Origin of the sequence: Bradyrhizobium sp. 172 (assembly GCF_023101065.1) — a bacterium.
GTDB lineage: Bacteria > Pseudomonadota > Alphaproteobacteria > Rhizobiales > Xanthobacteraceae > Bradyrhizobium > Bradyrhizobium canariense_D.
Genome location: NZ_CP064701.1, coordinates 5,530,584 through 5,545,785, shown reverse-complemented (window position 1 = coordinate 5,545,785; position 15,202 = coordinate 5,530,584). Strand labels below are relative to the sequence as shown.

16 protein-coding genes are annotated in these 15,202 nt (G+C 64.4%); 12 read left to right on the top strand and 4 right to left on the bottom strand.

The features are described from left to right. The first annotated feature begins 65 nt into the window (after nucleotides 1-65). The 11 genes from IVB07_RS26715 to IVB07_RS26665 all read left to right on the top strand — a co-directional run bounded on the left by IVB07_RS26715 (nucleotide 66) and on the right by IVB07_RS26665 (nucleotide 9,524). On the top strand, nucleotides 66-836 hold the full coding sequence (locus tag IVB07_RS26715) for an alpha/beta hydrolase (RefSeq protein WP_018457022.1): 771 nt from the start codon (nucleotides 66-68) through the stop codon (nucleotides 834-836). Nucleotides 837-928: 92 nt separating this feature from the next. After that, nucleotides 929-1,795, top strand: coding sequence for a phenylacetic acid degradation operon negative regulatory protein PaaX (gene paaX, locus IVB07_RS26710; RefSeq protein WP_247363481.1), 867 nt, complete (start codon nucleotides 929-931; stop codon nucleotides 1,793-1,795). Between the two features lie 76 nt (nucleotides 1,796-1,871). Beyond that, a complete protein-coding gene (gene paaA / locus IVB07_RS26705) occupies nucleotides 1,872-2,864 on the top strand; it encodes a 1,2-phenylacetyl-CoA epoxidase subunit PaaA (protein ID WP_166520826.1) in 993 nt (330 codons plus the stop codon). 10 nt (nucleotides 2,865-2,874) lie between these two features. Beyond that, a complete protein-coding gene (gene paaB, locus IVB07_RS26700; protein ID WP_008136594.1) occupies nucleotides 2,875-3,162 on the top strand; it encodes a 1,2-phenylacetyl-CoA epoxidase subunit PaaB in 288 nt (95 codons plus the stop codon). Continuing rightward, the gene (paaC, locus tag IVB07_RS26695) at nucleotides 3,162-3,932 is read left to right on the top strand and encodes a 1,2-phenylacetyl-CoA epoxidase subunit PaaC (protein WP_085352161.1); all 771 of its coding nucleotides are present in this window, start codon (nucleotides 3,162-3,164) and stop codon (nucleotides 3,930-3,932) included. Before paaB ends, paaC begins: the two co-directional genes overlap by 1 nt. After that, the gene (gene paaD / locus IVB07_RS26690; protein ID WP_018457018.1) at nucleotides 3,926-4,429 is read left to right on the top strand and encodes a 1,2-phenylacetyl-CoA epoxidase subunit PaaD; all 504 of its coding nucleotides are present in this window, start codon (nucleotides 3,926-3,928) and stop codon (nucleotides 4,427-4,429) included. The genes paaC and paaD overlap by 7 nt, the downstream gene beginning before the upstream one ends. Before the next feature lie 2 nt (nucleotides 4,430-4,431). Next, on the top strand, nucleotides 4,432-5,514 hold the full coding sequence (gene paaE / locus IVB07_RS26685; protein ID WP_085352162.1) for a 1,2-phenylacetyl-CoA epoxidase subunit PaaE: 1,083 nt from the start codon (nucleotides 4,432-4,434) through the stop codon (nucleotides 5,512-5,514). A 55-nt stretch (nucleotides 5,515-5,569) separates the two neighbouring features. Continuing rightward, entirely contained in the window at nucleotides 5,570-6,019 is a 450-nt protein-coding gene (gene paaI / locus IVB07_RS26680) for a hydroxyphenylacetyl-CoA thioesterase PaaI (protein WP_247363480.1), read from the top strand. A 28-nt stretch (nucleotides 6,020-6,047) separates the two neighbouring features. Further along, entirely contained in the window at nucleotides 6,048-7,379 is a 1,332-nt protein-coding gene (paaK, locus tag IVB07_RS26675; protein WP_247363479.1) for a phenylacetate--CoA ligase PaaK, read from the top strand. Between the two features lie 79 nt (nucleotides 7,380-7,458). Next, nucleotides 7,459-8,463 (top strand): zinc-binding alcohol dehydrogenase family protein, encoded by a 1,005-nt coding sequence (locus IVB07_RS26670; RefSeq protein WP_247363478.1) that lies wholly within the window; start codon nucleotides 7,459-7,461, stop codon nucleotides 8,461-8,463. Nucleotides 8,464-8,465: 2 nt separating this feature from the next. Beyond that, nucleotides 8,466-9,524: a YeeE/YedE family protein gene (locus IVB07_RS26665; RefSeq protein ID WP_247363477.1), complete on the top strand. Its 1,059-nt coding sequence runs from the start codon at nucleotides 8,466-8,468 to the stop codon at nucleotides 9,522-9,524. On the opposite strand, the gene IVB07_RS26660 is transcribed toward IVB07_RS26665, so the two are convergent. Further along, a complete protein-coding gene (locus tag IVB07_RS26660) occupies nucleotides 9,503-10,417 on the bottom strand; it encodes a DMT family transporter (protein WP_247363476.1) in 915 nt (304 codons plus the stop codon). The genes IVB07_RS26665 and IVB07_RS26660 overlap by 22 nt on opposite strands. Before the next feature lie 101 nt (nucleotides 10,418-10,518). Here IVB07_RS26660 and IVB07_RS26655 point away from each other — a divergent pair, with 101 nt between their 5' ends. Further along, nucleotides 10,519-11,949, top strand: coding sequence for a PLP-dependent aminotransferase family protein (locus IVB07_RS26655; RefSeq protein ID WP_247767810.1), 1,431 nt, complete (start codon nucleotides 10,519-10,521; stop codon nucleotides 11,947-11,949). 10 nt (nucleotides 11,950-11,959) lie between these two features. Here the strand turns inward: IVB07_RS26655 and IVB07_RS26650 are convergent, their stop codons facing one another. The 3 genes from IVB07_RS26650 to IVB07_RS26640 are packed head-to-tail and all read right to left on the bottom strand — an operon-like array spanning nucleotide 11,960 to nucleotide 15,149. Then, a complete protein-coding gene (locus IVB07_RS26650; protein ID WP_247363475.1) occupies nucleotides 11,960-13,183 on the bottom strand; it encodes a bifunctional alpha/beta hydrolase/OsmC family protein in 1,224 nt (407 codons plus the stop codon). A gap of 25 nt (nucleotides 13,184-13,208) precedes the next feature. After that, complete coding sequence (locus tag IVB07_RS26645; RefSeq protein WP_247363474.1) at nucleotides 13,209-13,871, bottom strand: sulfite oxidase-like oxidoreductase; 663 nt, start codon at nucleotides 13,869-13,871, stop codon at nucleotides 13,209-13,211. Between the two features lie 54 nt (nucleotides 13,872-13,925). Then, the gene (locus tag IVB07_RS26640) at nucleotides 13,926-15,149 is read right to left on the bottom strand and encodes a cytochrome P450 (protein WP_018457008.1); all 1,224 of its coding nucleotides are present in this window, start codon (nucleotides 15,147-15,149) and stop codon (nucleotides 13,926-13,928) included. Nucleotides 15,150-15,202: the final 53 nt, after the last annotated feature.

The window sequence follows — 15,202 nt, the reverse complement described above, 5'->3', positions numbered from 1 at the left end:
TCCCATACCCATTTGCCGGCAAACAACCGGTGGCCTTTTCAGCAATTTTCCCAAGGGGACCATGGATGACCGCTACTGCCCAGACGCTGAGCCCGCCGTCTCGCACCCTGATGTTCCTGGAAGGGCGAGCGATCCACGAGTTCGGCGCCTTCCTCGGCGCGCTGCCGCTGCTCAGCCTCGCGCCGCGCGGCGATGGGCATCCGGTGCTGGTTCTGCCGGGCCTCGTGGCCTCCGACGGGTCCACGCGTGCACTGCGCACCTTTCTGTCCGGCAAGGGCTATGCGGTGAGCGGCTGGCGCCAGGGCCGCAACTATGGCCTGCGCGAGGGCGTGCAGCACGCGATGGTGGATCTGGTTCAGGAGCTCAGCGACAGGCACGGCCGCAAGATCAGCCTGGTCGGCTGGAGCCTCGGCGGTCTCTATGCGCGCCAACTCGCCAAGATGATGCCCGACCGCGTACGCCAGGTGATCACGCTCGGCAGCCCCTTTGCCGGCGATCCGCATTCGACCAATGCCTGGCGAGTCTATGAATGGGCGAGCGGCCGGAAGTCCAACGAGGTCGACCCGCAGTTCGGCGGCGATCTCGCCGTTCCGCCGCCGGTGCCGACCACGGCGATCTTCAGCCGCACCGACGGCGTCTGCGCCTGGCAGGGCTGCATGGAGAAGACGGGCGCGCAGACCGAGAGCATCGAGATCGAGAGCAGCCATTGCGGCATGGGCCATCATCCCGCCGCCGTCTTCGCGGTGGCTGATCGCCTTGCGCAGAAGGAAGGCAGCTGGCGGCCCTTCGACCGCAGCGGCTGGCGCAGCGTGGTCTATCCCGATCCGCATCGGTAATTCTTTGCCTCTCTCCGTAAGAACGGGGCAAGGGAGAAGAGCGTCGCACCCGTCCATTGTCGTGCCCGCACCAAACGCGCTATGCCTCGCGCATGGCGCATCCGTTGTCCCGCATCATCGATCAGCTCAAGCGCGAGCCGTCGCGCACCGGCTCTATCGTCATCACGGTATTCGGTGATGCCATCGTGCCGCGTGGCGGTTCGGTATGGCTCGGCACGCTGCTGGAATTCTTCGAGACCCTGGACATCGACAGCGGCGTGGTGCGTACCGCGATGTCGCGGCTTGCTGCCGATGGCTGGCTGACGCGCGAAAAGGTCGGCCGCAATAGTTTTTACCGCTTGGCCGACAAGGGCCGCCAGATATTCGAGGCCGCGACGCGGCATATCTACGATCCGCCGCCATCCGACTGGACCGGGCGCTTCGAGCTGCTTCTGATCGGCAATGGCGAGGATCGCGATGCCTCGCGCGAGGCGCTCCGCAATGCCGGCTTCGGCAGCCCGCTGCCGGGCGTGTGGGTCGCCCCGTCAGGCGTGCCAGTGCCCGGCGAGGCCGCGGGCGCCATCCGTCTGGAGGTCTCGGCCGAGGATGACAGTGGTCGCCGGCTGCTCAGTGCGAGCTGGCCGCTGGATCGCACCGCGGACGCCTATCTCAAGTTCATGAAGACGTTCGAGCCGCTGCGCGCCGCGATCGCGCGCGGCAGCGACTTGTCCGAGGCCGACGCCTTCACGGCGCGCATCCTCCTGATCCACCATTATCGCCGAGTCGTGCTGCGCGATCCGCTGCTGCCCGAAAGCCTGCTTCCGGCGAACTGGCCAGGCAAGGCCGCCCGTGCGTTGTGCGGCGACATCTATCGCGCGCTGCTTGTCCCATCGGAACAATGGCTTGATGGTCATGGGACCAATGAAAAGGGGCCATTGCCGCTGGCGCGGAAACTCCTGGAGAGGAGATTCGAGACTTGATTGTTACGTTACAGAAATATCTTGCGTGATCTTATTCTTGTTATATATTGCCTCTCAATAAAATGGGAGGATGCGCATGTATACCCAGGCGCTGAACACGGCCGAGACCGATGATCGCGGCCTCGAGGATGCGGCCAAGGCTGCGCAGTTCCAGACGCGCATCGATGCCGAGGAGCGCATCGAGCCGAACGACTGGATGCCTGCGGCTTATCGCAAGACGCTGACCCGCCAGATCTCCCAGCACGCTCATTCCGAAATCGTCGGCATGCTGCCCGAAGGCAACTGGATCACGCGCGCGCCGTCCTTGCGCCGCAAGGCCGCGCTGCTCGCCAAGGTGCAGGACGAGTGCGGCCACGGGCTTTACCTCTATGCCGCGGCCGAGACGCTCGGCACTTCGCGCGAAGAGCTGGTCGACGCCATGCTCGCGGGCAAGGCAAAATATTCCTCGATCTTCAATTATCCGACGCTGACCTGGGCCGACATCGGCACCATCGGCTGGCTGGTCGATGGCGCCGCGATCATGAACCAGATACCGCTGTGCCGCTGCTCCTACGGTCCCTATGCCCGCGCGATGATCCGCGTCTGCAAGGAGGAGTCGTTCCACCAGCGCCAGGGCTACGAGATCATGCTGACGCTGTGCCGTGGCTCGGACGAGCAGAAGGCGATGGCGCAGGATGCCTTGAATAGGTGGTGGTGGCCGGTGCTGATGATGTTCGGCCCGCCCGATGCCACCAGCCAGCACAGCGACACCTCGACGAAGTGGAAGATCAAGCGCTTCTCCAATGACGAGCTGCGGCAGAAGTTCGTCGACGCCACCGTGCCGCAGGCGCAATATCTCGGCCTGACCATTCCCGATCCCGGCATGATTCAGGACGCCGACGGGCACTGGCGCTACAGCGAGATCGACTGGACCGAGTTCAAGCAGGTGCTCGCCGGCAACGGCCCATGCAACCGGGATCGCATCGCGGCACGCCGCAAGGCGCACGATGAGGGCGCCTGGGTGCGCGAGGCGGCAGCTAGCAATGCCGCAAAGCGCGCGCAGCGTCGAACTGCACAAGCGGCAGAGTAGGGAGATCGCGATGGCCACGCCGAACACGCCGCTGTGGGAAGTCTTCATTCGCAGCCGCAACGGGCTCGCGCACAAGCATGTCGGCTCGCTGCATGCGAGCGACGCCACGATGGCCTTGCAAGCCGCCCGCGATATCTACACGCGTCGCGGTGAGGGCCTTTCGATCTGGGTCGTGCCGTCGACGGCGATCACCGCAAGCGATCCCGCCGAGAAGGGCATGATGTTCGAGCCGGCGGAATCAAAGATCTACCGCCACCCGACGTTTTACGAGGTGCCTGAGGAAGTAGGACACATGTGATGGCGAACATCGAGGTCTCCGAAACACCGCTGGTGCTCTACGCATTACGCCGCGCCGACGACGCGCTGATCCTCGGCCACCGCCTGTCGGAATGGTGCGGGCATGCGCCGATGATGGAAGAGGACATGGCGCTCTCCAACATCGCGCTCGACCTCATCGGCCAGGCCCGCGAGCTCTACACCTACGCAGCCAAAGCCGAAGGCAAGGACAACGACGAAGACAAGCTCGCCTACCTTCGCGATGTCAGGCAGTATCGCAATCTGCTGCTCCTCGAGCAGCCGAACGGCGACTTTGCCCAGACGCTGGTGCGGCAGTTCTTCTATTCCGCCTTCGCCGATCTCTACTGGCGCGCCATGATGACCTCGCGCGATACGACGCTCGCTGCGATTGCCGCGAAGTCGGAGAAGGAGAGTGCCTATCATTTGCGGCATTCCTCGGAGTGGATGATCCGGCTCGGCGACGGCACCGACGAGAGCCATGCCCGCGCGCAGGCTGCGATCGATCATCTCTGGGCTTTCACCGGCGAGATGTTTGCCGTCGACGACGGCGAGCACGCCTTGATCCATGCCGGTATCGCCGTAGACCCAGGCACCTTGCGGGGTCGTTGGCTGACGACACTTTCGGATGTGATCGGCGAAGCAACGCTCAAGCTGCCGCAGAACGACTGGATGCAGCAGGGCGGCCGCGTGGGCCGGCACAGCGAGCATCTCGGCCATCTCCTCTCAGAGCTGCAATCGATACAGCGTACCTTCCCGGGGCAGACATGGTGACGGTGCTGGAGCCCCATAGCGACCTGCGCCGACGGGCCTGGGATGCCGCGGCGAGCGTGGTCGATCCCGAAATCCCGGTTTTGACCATCGCCGATCTCGGCGTGCTTCGTGATGTCGTCCTCGACGGCGATCAGGTCGAGGTCGCGATCACCCCGACCTATTCGGGCTGTCCGGCCATGAACATGATCGCGCTGGAAATCGAGGTCGCGCTGGAGCGCGCCGGTTTCCGCAGTCCAAAGGTCCGCACCGTGCTGTCGCCGGCCTGGACCACCGACTGGATGAGCGAAGAGGGCCGCCGGAAGCTTCATGCCTACGGCATCGCACCGCCGCAGGCCTCGAATTCACGCCGCGCGCTGTTCGGCGAGCAAGCCGTTGTGTGCCCGCAATGCGGCTCGGCGAATACCGAGCTGCTGTCCGAATTCGGCTCCACCTCCTGCAAGGCACTCTGGCGCTGCAGGGCGTGCCGCGAACCCTTCGATTATTTCAAGTGTCATTGACCATGTCAGCAGTCGCACCACGCTTTCATCGCCTGGCCGTCAACGACCTCCGCCGCGAGGCGTCGGACGCCATATCGCTGACATTCGCCATCCCGACGGAGCTTGCGACCGACTACGCTTTCACGCCCGGTCAATACCTCACACTCCGCACCATGCTGGATGGCGAGGAAGTGCGCCGCTCCTATTCGATCTGCTCCGGCCCCGACGACGGCGAGATACGGATCGCCGTCAAGAAGGTTGATGGAGGCGCGTTTTCGAGCTGGGCAGCGGACGATTTGAAGTGTGGCGACGCGCTGGACGTGATGACGCCCACGGGACGCTTCGGCGTGATCCCGCCGGCCGGCGGCGGCCGCATCCATGTCGGCTTTGCCGCTGGGTCCGGCATCACGCCGATCCTGTCGATCGTCAAGGGCGTCCTCGCGCGCGAAGCCGACAGCCGCTTCTTCCTGTTCTACGGCAATCGCACGACCGACAACATCATGTTCCTCGAGGCGCTCGAAGAGCTCAAGGATCGCTTCATCGACCGCCTCTCGATCTTCCACGTCATCTCGGGCGAGGAACAGGACATTCCGATCCTGCACGGCCGGCTCGACGGCGACAAGGTGAGGGTGCTGCTGCGCTCGCTGGTACCGGCGGAAAGCGTCGATCACGTCTTCATCTGCGGTCCGTCCGGCATGAGCGAGGACATCGAGGCGACCTGTCGCGATCTCGGCATCGCGGAGGAGCGTATCCATGTCGAGCGGTTTGTCTCGGAGTTCGGTGGCAAGCCGCGGCCGAAGAAGATCGTTGCGCCGGACGCGCCGCCGAAAGCGATCGCGTCGCTGATCATCGACGGCAAGCGCCGCGACGTGCCGGTGGCAGAGGACGAGGCGATCCTCGATGCCGCGCTACGCGCCGGTGTCGATCTGCCCTTCGCCTGTAAGGGCGGCATGTGCTCGACCTGCCGTGCCAAACTGGTGGAGGGCGAGGCGCCGATGGACATCAACTACTCGCTGGAACCCTGGGAGCTGAAGGCCGGCTTTGTCCTGACCTGTCAGGCCAAGCCATCGTCGGAGCGGGTCGTGGTCGACTACGACCACGTTTGACAGTTTTAGCCAGGCAGCAGAACATCGTGTCCAAACAATCGGACGGGAGAAGCGCGTGAACGTCAAAGCCGCCTTGTCGCCCGAGGATATTGCCCGCGCCTGCGCCGATGCGATGTGGGCGGAGGACGATGCCTCCAAAGGACTCGGCATGGAGATCGTCGAGATCGGCCCGGGGTTCGCGACGCTGGCGATGAATGTGCGGCCGGATATGGTCAACGGTCAGCGCATCGTCCATGGCGGCTTCATCTTCACGCTGGCCGATTCCGCCTTCGCTTTCGCGTGCAACTCGCACAACGACCGCGTCGTGGCGGCGCAGGGCCAGATCACCTTCATCAAGCCAGGCAAGCTCGGCGATCGCCTCGTCGCAAAGGCCCGCGAGGTCACGCGTGGCGGCCGCTCCGGCATCTATGACGTGCGCGTCACCGCCGGCGATACAGTCATCGCCGAATTCCGCGGGCATTCGCGGGTCATGCCCGGAAACTGGCTGCCGGCGCAGGATCAATAAAGAAAAGCAATGATACGGGGAAACGAGGATGGCTCTGACGAGGCTCAAGGAAGGTGGCAACACCTATAAGGCCGAGCTGGATGCGCACGAGCGTGCATCGCGCGACGAGATCATGGCACTCCAGGTGCAGCGGCTGGCCTGGTCGCTGAAGCACGCTTACGACAACGTCGCGCACTATCGCAAGGCCTTCGACGCGGCCGGCGTGCACCCGTCCGACTTTCGCGAGCTCTCGGAGCTTGCGAAATTTCCGTTCACCGTAAAAACGGACCTGCGCGACAATTATCCCTTCAACATGTTTGCCGTGCCCCGTGAGAAACTGGTGCGCGTGCATGCGTCCTCCGGCACGACGGGCAAGCCGATCGTGGTGGGCTATACGCAACGCGACATCGACACCTGGTCGGACGTGATGGCACGCTCGATCCGCGCCGCGGGCGGCCGCACCGGCATGATCATCCACAATGCTTATGGCTACGGTCTTTTCACAGGCGGGCTTGGCGTGCACTACGGCGCCGAAAAACTCGGCTGCACTGTGGTGCCGATCTCCGGGGGCATGACCGAGCGGCAGGTGCAGCTCATCAACGATTTTCGGCCCGACATCATTACGGTGACGCCGAGCTATATGCTGGCGATCCTCGACGAGTTCAAGCGTCAGAAGCTCGATCCGCGCCAATGCTCGCTCAAGGTCGGCATCTTCGGCGCGGAGCCGTGGACCAATGCGATGCGCGGCGAGATCGAAGATGCCTTCGACATGGATGCGACCGACATCTACGGTCTCTCCGAGGTGATCGGCCCCGGCGTCGCGCAGGAATGCATCGAGACCAAGGACGGCCTGCATATCTGGGAGGATCATTTCTATCCCGAAGTGATCGATCCCGACACCGGTGCGGTGCTGCCCGACGGGGAGAAGGGCGAACTGGTGTTTACATCGCTCACCAAGGAAGCCTTTCCGGTGATCCGCTATCGCACCCGCGACCTGACGCGGCTTCTGCCGGGCACGGCGCGGCCGGGCATGCGGCGGATGGAGAAGGTCACGGGGCGCTCGGACGACATGATCATCCTGCGCGGCGTCAACCTGTTCCCGACCCAGATCGAGGAGGTTCTGCTCGCCACCGACTGGTGCGGCGGGCATTTCATTCTGGAATTGACTCGGGAAGGACGCATGGACGAGTTGACCATCATTGCCGAGGCGCGGCCGGAGAGTTGGGATGGCCGGGGTCTCCTCGACCATGCCGATCGGATCTCAACCCATATCAAGAACACGATCGGGATCAGTTCCAACGTGCGGGTGGTTGCGCCTGCGACGCTGGAACGCTCGCTCGGCAAGGCGAAGCGGCTCTACGACAAGCGGCCGAAGGATTGAGTTGACGGGATTGACTTGACGGATTGACTTGACCGCCCCCAAAGGCGACAAGGCCCGCGAGAAATCGCGGATCTTTTCCATGTCGTCAGCCGATCCCAAAGCCGTCGAGGCGCGCTGCGTCCGCCTCAATGCCAAGGCCGAGAACGCCGCTGGGATTGCACCTCGCGTCGAGCCTCATACGCTCGCGCGCGGTCCGAACGATCTCCTGATCGAGGTCAAGGCCGCCGCCGTCAATCCGTCCGACGTCAAGGCCGCGACTGGGCTAATGGCCTATGCCATCTTCCCGCGCACGCCGGGGCGCGATTACGCCGGAGTGGTGATCGACGGGCCGGCCGGTACGATGGGCCGCGAGGTGTTCGGCTCCTCCGGCGATCTCGGCATCCGCCGCGACGGCACTCACGCCAGCCATCTCGTCGTTGAATCCGACGCGGTGGTGGAGAAGCCGAAGACCGTGTCCTGGGAGGAGGCCGCCGGCATCGGCGTGCCCTTTGTCACCGCCATGGAGGGTTTTCGCCGCGCCGGTATTCCAAAGCCCGGGGAAACGGTGCTGGTGTTCGGCGTCAACGGCAAGGTCGGTCAGGCGGCGGTGCAGATCGCGACCTGGCAGGGCGCGCGTATCATCGGCGTGGTGCGCAAGGCGGAACCTTATGAGGGCCACACCAATGCATCCATCGAGGTGATCGACGCTTCCGCGACCGACGTCGCCACACGCGTGCGCGAGTTGACCGATGGCAAAGGCGCCGACATCGTCTTCAACACGGTCGGCGATCCCTATTTCCAGGCGGCGCACAAGTCGCTCGCGCTTCGCGGCCGCCAGATCCTGATCGCCGCCATCGACCGCATCGTGCAGTTCAACATTCTCGAATTCTACCGCGGGCAACACACCTATGTCGGCATCGACACGCTCGGCCTGTCGTCGATCGCGACAGGCGCTGTGCTGCGTGACCTCGGCCCGGGCTTCGCGAGCGGGCACCTGAAACCGTTTCCGATCAAGGCGAACGCCGTCTATCCGCTCGAACGCGCGAAGGAGGCCTATGTCGCCGTTGCAGGCTCCTCGCGGGATCGCGTGATCCTGAAACCTTGATCATGGATTCGTCTCCCCAACTCATCATCCTCGCCGGCCTCGTCGTCGGCCTGGTCTACGGCGCTGTCGGCCTGCTCAGCGGCTTCTGCCTGATGAGCAGCATGCGCGGCTGGTTGTCGGAGGGGGATGGGCGGTTGGTCCGAACCTATGCGCTGGCGATCGCGGTTGCGACCACAGCGAGCCAGTTCCTCGCCGGCACCGGCATGGTCAATCTCGGCAAGTCGATTTACCTGCAACAGTCCTTCTCGACGCCGGTGCTGTTTCTCGGCGGACTTCTGTTCGGATACGGCATGGTACTGTCCAACGGCTGCGGTTCGCGCGCGCTGGTGCTGCTCGGTCGTGGCAATCTCCGCTCCTTCGTCGTGGTGGTCGTGCTCGCCATCGCCGCGCAGATGACGCTCAAGGGCCTGATCGCGCCGGCGCGCATCGCCGTGGTCCAGGCCTCGCAAACCACGGTCAACGTGAATTCGCTGCCGTCATTGTTCGCCATGTTCGGTCCGGCTGAAGCGCTTTCGCGCGCAATGGCTGCTGCTGTCGTTGTCGTCACGCTGATCCTGTTTGCTTTCGCGCACCCAGCGTTCCGACGTTCGCCCGGCCAGATTGCAGCCGGTGTCGTCGTCGGTCTCCTCGTCGCCGGCGGCTGGTTCGTCACCGGCTATCTCGGCGCGGATGATTTCAACCCCGTCCCCGTGACCTCGCTTACCTTCGTCGCGCCGATCGCGGACAGCCTGCAATATGCCATGCTCTCGACGGGCCTGACGCTGAATTTCGGCATCGCGACGGTTGCAGGTGTCTTCGCCGGCAGTCTGGTCACCGCGCTTGCGACGGGCCGTTTCCATCTCGAAGGCTATTCCTCGCCACGCCATATGCTGCGATCGGCGGCTGGCGCCGCACTGATGGGCATCGGCGGCGTGATGGCGTTCGGCTGTTCGATCGGCCAAGGGCTCACCGGCGTGTCGACGCTCGCGCTCGGCTCATTCGTCGCCGTCGCCGGCATCCTGCTCGGCACGACGGCGGGATTGCGCGGGATGCTGCGCGTTCAGCCCTTCGCGGTAGCCTGACCACGCAGCAGGCGATCGCCGAGCGTTGCGAGCCCGATGCCGGTGATGATCAGCGCGGCCGCTATCACCAGACTCATGTCGATCGGCTCGCCCAGCAGGATCGCGGCGCTGGCGATGCCGACGAGCGGCGTTGCGGTGGTGCCGAGCGAGGTCGTCAGGGCCGAGATGCTCTTATTCACCATCGACATCGCCCAATAGGCGAGCACCGTCCCGATCAGCCCGGAATACAGGAACAGCAAAACGAGTCTCCACGACCACTCCACATGCGGCAGGCCATCCGCGATGGTCGCGCTCACCGATAGCACGATGGTTGCCACGAGCACTTGCCAGATCAGAAGCTGGAGCGGCGAGGCAATCCAGCGATGGGCGCGGATATAGATAATGTTCGCGGCCCATGAGATCGCGGCCAGGATCACCATGCCGGCGCCGAGCACGACATTGGTGTTGGTCCAGTCGATCGAGGCCGGGTTCAGGATGACGATCAGGCCGATCAGGCCCAGCAGCGCGCCGGCGAGCTTCGGCGCCGTCAAAGTGTCCTTCCCGAGCAGCGGCGCGGCGATCGCGACCCAGAGTGGCGTGGTGTAGCCGAGCACAACGGCCTTGCTCGCGGGTAGGAAGCGCACACCGGCCGCAACCAGGACCGAGAACACGGTCATGTGCAGCAGTGCAACGCTCAGGACCACCGGGATGTCGCGACGCTCCGGAATCATCAGATTGTTGCTGAGCCCGAGAATCACGAACAATCCAGCCAGCGCGATCCAACTCCGGATCGCTGAAGCCCACAGTGGTGGAAGGAATTGGACGAGTTGCTTCGTCACCGACCAGTTTATGCCCCAAGCCAGCACGACGATGAGAAACAGGCCAACGGCTGCGCGGGGGGATAGGGAGTTCATTTCGGAGGTCCTTGAAGCAGTCCAGTCCAGCGGATAGCATCTCGTCTGGCACCTGAAACAGTGCCAGATCGGAAAGGAATAGGGTGCCAGTTCCGGACAGCATGATCTCCGCCCTGATCGACCTGAACCGGGCCGACGACGAGGGGCCGGTGGCTCAACTGACGAGCCAGCTCCGAAGCTTGATCGCGACCGGGCGTCTCGTCAAAGGCCGCACGCTGCCGTCGAGCCGTGGGCTTGCGAGCGATCTCGGCGTCTCGCGCAACACCGTCAGCTATGCGTTCGAGCAACTCGCCGCCGAGGGATATCTCGAAGCCTCGCACGGCCGCCGTCCGATGGTTGCGGTCGACGGCGGCGAGCGCGTCACAGAGGCTGGCGCCGTCGCATCTCGCATACGCCCTGGCAAGCCGCGGCTTTCGCCCTGGGCGTCGAGCCTCACGCAGACCGACTGGCCGATGTCTTATCAGGCGCGACTGAGACCCTTGCGTCCCGGACATGGCGATTTCAGGGAGTTTCCCAACGAGGTCTGGGCGCGCTGCCTGCGCCGCAGCGCTGTGCGCGCGGCGAGGCGCGAGCTCGGACCGGTCAATCGGCCGCGCCTGCGCGAGGCACTGGCGCATTATCTTGCGACCAGCAGGGGCGTGCGCGCGACGGCGGATCAGATCCTGATTCTGCCGAGCGCGCAGGCTGCGCTGACTTTGATCGCGGCCGCCGTCATCACCCCCGGCGACGATGTCTGGGTCGAGGATGCCGGCTATCCCGGCGCCGCGGCCGCCTTCCGCGCATCCGGTGCGCGCGTGATCGGGATGAGTTTGGACGAGCAGGGCATGCAGCGGATTCGTGGCTTGGCGGCCCCGACCTTGATCTTCATGACGCCGTCGCATCAGCACCCGACCGGCCGCCTGATGTCGCTCTCGCGCCGCAGGGAGTTTCTTGGCCTGAGCAGGCCCGGCAAGACCTGGATCGTGGAGGACGATTACGACGGCGAATTCCACTATGATAGCCGGCCGGTGCCGGCCTTGCAGGGACTCGATGCCCACGGCCGCGTGTTCTATGTCGGCACGTTCTCCAAGGTCATGACCTCGGATATCCGGCTTGGCTACCTCGTCGTACCGCCGGCCATGGTCGGTACTCTCGAGATCGTACAGCGGCACATCGGACTGATCGCCGCGAGCCACATCCAGGAGGCGCTGGCCGAGTTCATTGCCGACGGGCATTTCCTGGCGCATCTGCGCCGGGTGCGCCGGATCTATCACGCCCGCCGCGATCACCTCGTGGAGGGATTGGAGCGCCATTTGGGCGATGTGCTCTCTGCCGAAGTGCCCCCCGGTGGCATTCAGCTCGTCGCGCGTCTCAAGCGCGGTCGCGCTGATCAGGTGGCGGTCAAGCGGCTGGTCGAAGCGGGCGTTGAAACGCGTGCCCTGTCCGGCTTGGCACTGGGCAGGCCGCGCGACCACGGCCTGCTGCTCGGCTTCGCGGCCTGGCGCGAGAGCGAGATCACCGCGGCGGTGCGAACAATGGCGTCGTGCTTCTAGCGCAGTCGCGCTAATCCTCGGCCTTGGTCACGATGCGGATTTCCGACGTCAGCGTCCGGTGCACCGGGCACTTGTCGGCGATCTCCATCAATTTCTTGCGCTGCTCGGAATCGAGCGCGCCGTCCATCGCGATGTCGCGCTCGATCTGGTCGAGCATGCCATCGCGCGTCTCGCATTCCGCGCAGTCTTTTGCATAGATCTTGGAATGCTTCAGTGAGACGGTGACACGATCGAGCGGCAACGACTTGCGGTTGGCATAGAGGCGCATGGTCATCGAGGTACAGGCCCCGAGGCCAGCGAGCAGGAGATCGTAAGGACCAGGGCCGGCATCCTCGCCGCCGGCGGCGACCGGCTCGTCCGCGACGAGCTGATGCGGACCGACGGAGATGGTCTGGTTGAACTTGCTCTTGCGGGTCTCCTGCACCACGACCCGGCGCGGCGCCTCGGGGAGATCCATCGCCTTCGCAGGTTTGGCCGCGTCGATGTACCGGCTCGCCCAGGCCGCGATCACGTCGGCTGCATAGAGCGCGTCGGCCGGCTTGGTCAGGAGATGATCGGCATGGTCGAGCGAGACGAAGCTCTTGGGATGCCTGGCGGAGACGAAGAGCTTCGTCGCATTGTCGATACCGACGGTATCGTCGACCGGAGAATGCATCACCAACAGCGCCTTATGCAGGCCGGCGACGTCTTTCATCAGCTCGTGCTCGGCGACGTCGTCGAGGAATTCGCGCTTGATCCGGAACGGGCGTCCCGCAAGCGAGACTTCGACCTCACCTTGCGTGCGAATGTCGCCGAGATGCTCTTTGAAAAGGCCGGTGACGTGGGCGGGATCGGATGGTGCCGCAATGGTCACAACCGCCTTGGCTTCCGGGATTCGTTCTGCTGCCGCAAGGATCGCGGCGCCGCCGAGGCTGTGACCGATCAGAATCGACGGCGCCTTGCGGACGCTACGCAGATGATCGGCGGCGCGCACGAGATCGGCAACGTTGGAGGAAAACGTCGAATTGGCAAAATCCCCCTCGCTGGAGCCGAGCCCGGTGAAGTCGAAGCGCAGCACCGCGATGCCCTTGGCGGCCAGCGCGACCGAGATGCGTTTGGCGGCCAGCGTGTCCTTGCCGCAGGTGAAGCAATGCGCGAACAGCGCGAAGGCCCCGGGCTCGCCGTCGGGTAGCTCCAGCGCGGCCGAAAGCTGATGGCCGCCTTCGCCGGTGAATTGAAAGCGCTCTGTCGGCATGGGTTTCCCCCGTTCCTTGCTGAACCTAGTCGCCCGAATAGCGTTGCTCTGCCCAGGGATCGCCGCGGTTATGGTAGCCACGGACTTCCCAGAAGCCCGGCGCGTCCTCGGTCAGGAATTCGATCGACTGAACCCATTTGGCGCTCTTCCAGAAATACAGATGCGGCACGACCAGCCGTACCGGGCCGCCATGTTCGGCCGACAATGGCTCACCGGACCAGCTATGGGCGAGCAATGCGTCCTCGGCGGCAAAGTCGTCCAGCGCGAGGTTGGTGGTGTAGCCATCATGGGAATGCAACACGACGAAGCGCGCGTCCGGGTGCGGCTGGCAGGCCGCGAGCAGCTCGCGCGTGGCGAGCCCCTCCCACTCATTGTCGTAGCGCGACCAGGTGGTGACGCAGTGGATGTCGGAGATGAACTGCGCCTGCTTCTGGGCGGCGAACTCGGCAAAGGTCCAGAACACGGGGTTCTCGATCGCGCCGTAGACGTCGAGCCGCCAGTGCTCGCGCGAAATCGGCGGTACGACTCCGAGATCGAGCACCGGCCAGTCCTTTGTCAGATGCTGACCGGGCGGCAGGCGCTGATCTTCCGGGCGCGTGATCTTGCCTGTCAAAAAGCGGCCCTCGCGCGCCCATTTTTCCTTGGTGCGCGTCAGCTTGCTGTCGGGCGGCTCGTTGTCTTCGGCCATCGGCTACTCGTGGCGGTGCAAGTCCGGCCTCTCCGTATCACTGTTTGGAGAGGTCTACATTGCCTTTCCAAGCAAAAATGGCAACTGGCGGGGGCCTCTGACGGTTCCTTGGGACCAGGTCACCGTGCCTGCCGGATCGAGGGCGAAGTCCGGAATGCGCTTCAGCCATTCCTCCAGCGCAACCTGCATCTCCATGCGCGCAAGGTTCGAGCCGACGCAGCGGTGGATGCCGAGGCCGAAGGCGGCGTGGCGGTTCTCGCGGCGGTCAATTACGACCTTGTCAGCATCCGGAAACATTTTCGGATCCCGGTTGGCGGCCGGGAAGGACAGCAGCACCATGTTGCCTGCCTTAACCGGGCAGCCCGAAATCGTGGTCTCCTTGACCACTTCGCGCGCCATCGTCACCGGCGAATAGGCGCGCAGCAGCTCCTCCACCGCGGTCGGGATCAGCTCGGGCTCGGCAACCAGGCGCTCGCGGTCGGCGGGCGTCCGGGCAAGGTGCCAGAGCGAGGAGCCGATCGCGCTCCAGGTAGTGTCGATGCCGGCGATCAGGAGCAGGCGCAGCGAGCCCAGCACATGCGAATCCTCGAGCGGATTGCCGTCCTTGTCCCTGGCATTCATCAGGTAGGAGATGAGGTCGTCGGTTGGCTTGTTCTTGCGCGCTTCGATATGGGCGCTGAAATAGGCGCTCATCTCGTGCACCGCCTGGAGCAACGTGTTTTCGTCCTTGATGCCAAGTTCCAGGATCATGTGGATCCATCGGATGAAGAGATCGCTGTCCGTCTCGGGGATGCCGAGCATGTGTGCGATCGCGCGAACCGGAATGTGCTTGGTGTAGCGCTCTGCCGCGTCCAGTCGGCCTTCGGTGATGAAACCGTCGATCAACTCGTTGCAGATCGCGCGCACCCGCGGCTCCAGCTTCTTCATCGCGTCCGGCGTGAACGGCGGCAGCAGCAATTGCTTGGCTGGCTTGTGCACCGGCGGATCGGACGTGATCGGCGGGGCGGAGTTTCTGCTGGTGATCTCCGGGCGAACGTCGCGGACGATGATGCGACGTGAGGAGAAATGCTCGCTGTCGTTGGCGATCTCGCGCACTGCCTCATAGGTCGTCGGCATGTAGCAGCCGAGGAAGCGTTCGGTATGCACGACCGGGCTTGCGGCGCGCAGCTCGTCCCAAATCGGGAAGGGATCTTCCGTCCATTGCGGATCGGTGTGGTCGAAATCATGGACCCAGTCGGTCACGGGCGGATGGGCGGTGGGCTGGCTGATGTCGGACATCTCGAAATCCCTCGAAATCCCTTGGGGGCTCGTGGTCGCGGAAGGCACGCGGG

Bases quoted from the DNA above. Each gene is read 5' to 3' on its own strand.
- IVB07_RS26645 (WP_247363474.1), bottom strand. From the start codon at position 13,871: ATGGCCGAAGACAACGAGCCGCCCGACAGCAAGCTGACGCGCACCAAG.
- paaX (WP_247363481.1), top strand. From the start codon at position 929: ATGGCGCATCCGTTGTCCCGCATCATCGATCAGCTCAAGCGCGAGCCG.
- paaD (WP_018457018.1), top strand. From the start codon at position 3,926: ATGGTGACGGTGCTGGAGCCCCATAGCGACCTGCGCCGACGGGCCTGG.
- IVB07_RS26640 (WP_018457008.1), bottom strand. From the start codon at position 15,149: ATGTCCGACATCAGCCAGCCCACCGCCCATCCGCCCGTGACCGACTGG.
- IVB07_RS26715 (WP_018457022.1), top strand. From the start codon at position 66: ATGACCGCTACTGCCCAGACGCTGAGCCCGCCGTCTCGCACCCTGATG.
- paaK (WP_247363479.1), top strand. From the start codon at position 6,048: ATGGCTCTGACGAGGCTCAAGGAAGGTGGCAACACCTATAAGGCCGAG.
- IVB07_RS26665 (WP_247363477.1), top strand. From the start codon at position 8,466: ATGGATTCGTCTCCCCAACTCATCATCCTCGCCGGCCTCGTCGTCGGC.
- paaA (WP_166520826.1), top strand. From the start codon at position 1,872: ATGTATACCCAGGCGCTGAACACGGCCGAGACCGATGATCGCGGCCTC.
- IVB07_RS26655 (WP_247767810.1), top strand. From the start codon at position 10,519: ATGATCTCCGCCCTGATCGACCTGAACCGGGCCGACGACGAGGGGCCG.
- paaB (WP_008136594.1), top strand. From the start codon at position 2,875: ATGGCCACGCCGAACACGCCGCTGTGGGAAGTCTTCATTCGCAGCCGC.
- IVB07_RS26660 (WP_247363476.1), bottom strand. From the start codon at position 10,417: ATGAACTCCCTATCCCCCCGCGCAGCCGTTGGCCTGTTTCTCATCGTC.
- IVB07_RS26670 (WP_247363478.1), top strand. From the start codon at position 7,459: ATGTCGTCAGCCGATCCCAAAGCCGTCGAGGCGCGCTGCGTCCGCCTC.
- paaC (WP_085352161.1), top strand. From the start codon at position 3,162: ATGGCGAACATCGAGGTCTCCGAAACACCGCTGGTGCTCTACGCATTA.
- IVB07_RS26650 (WP_247363475.1), bottom strand. From the start codon at position 13,183: ATGCCGACAGAGCGCTTTCAATTCACCGGCGAAGGCGGCCATCAGCTT.
- paaE (WP_085352162.1), top strand. From the start codon at position 4,432: ATGTCAGCAGTCGCACCACGCTTTCATCGCCTGGCCGTCAACGACCTC.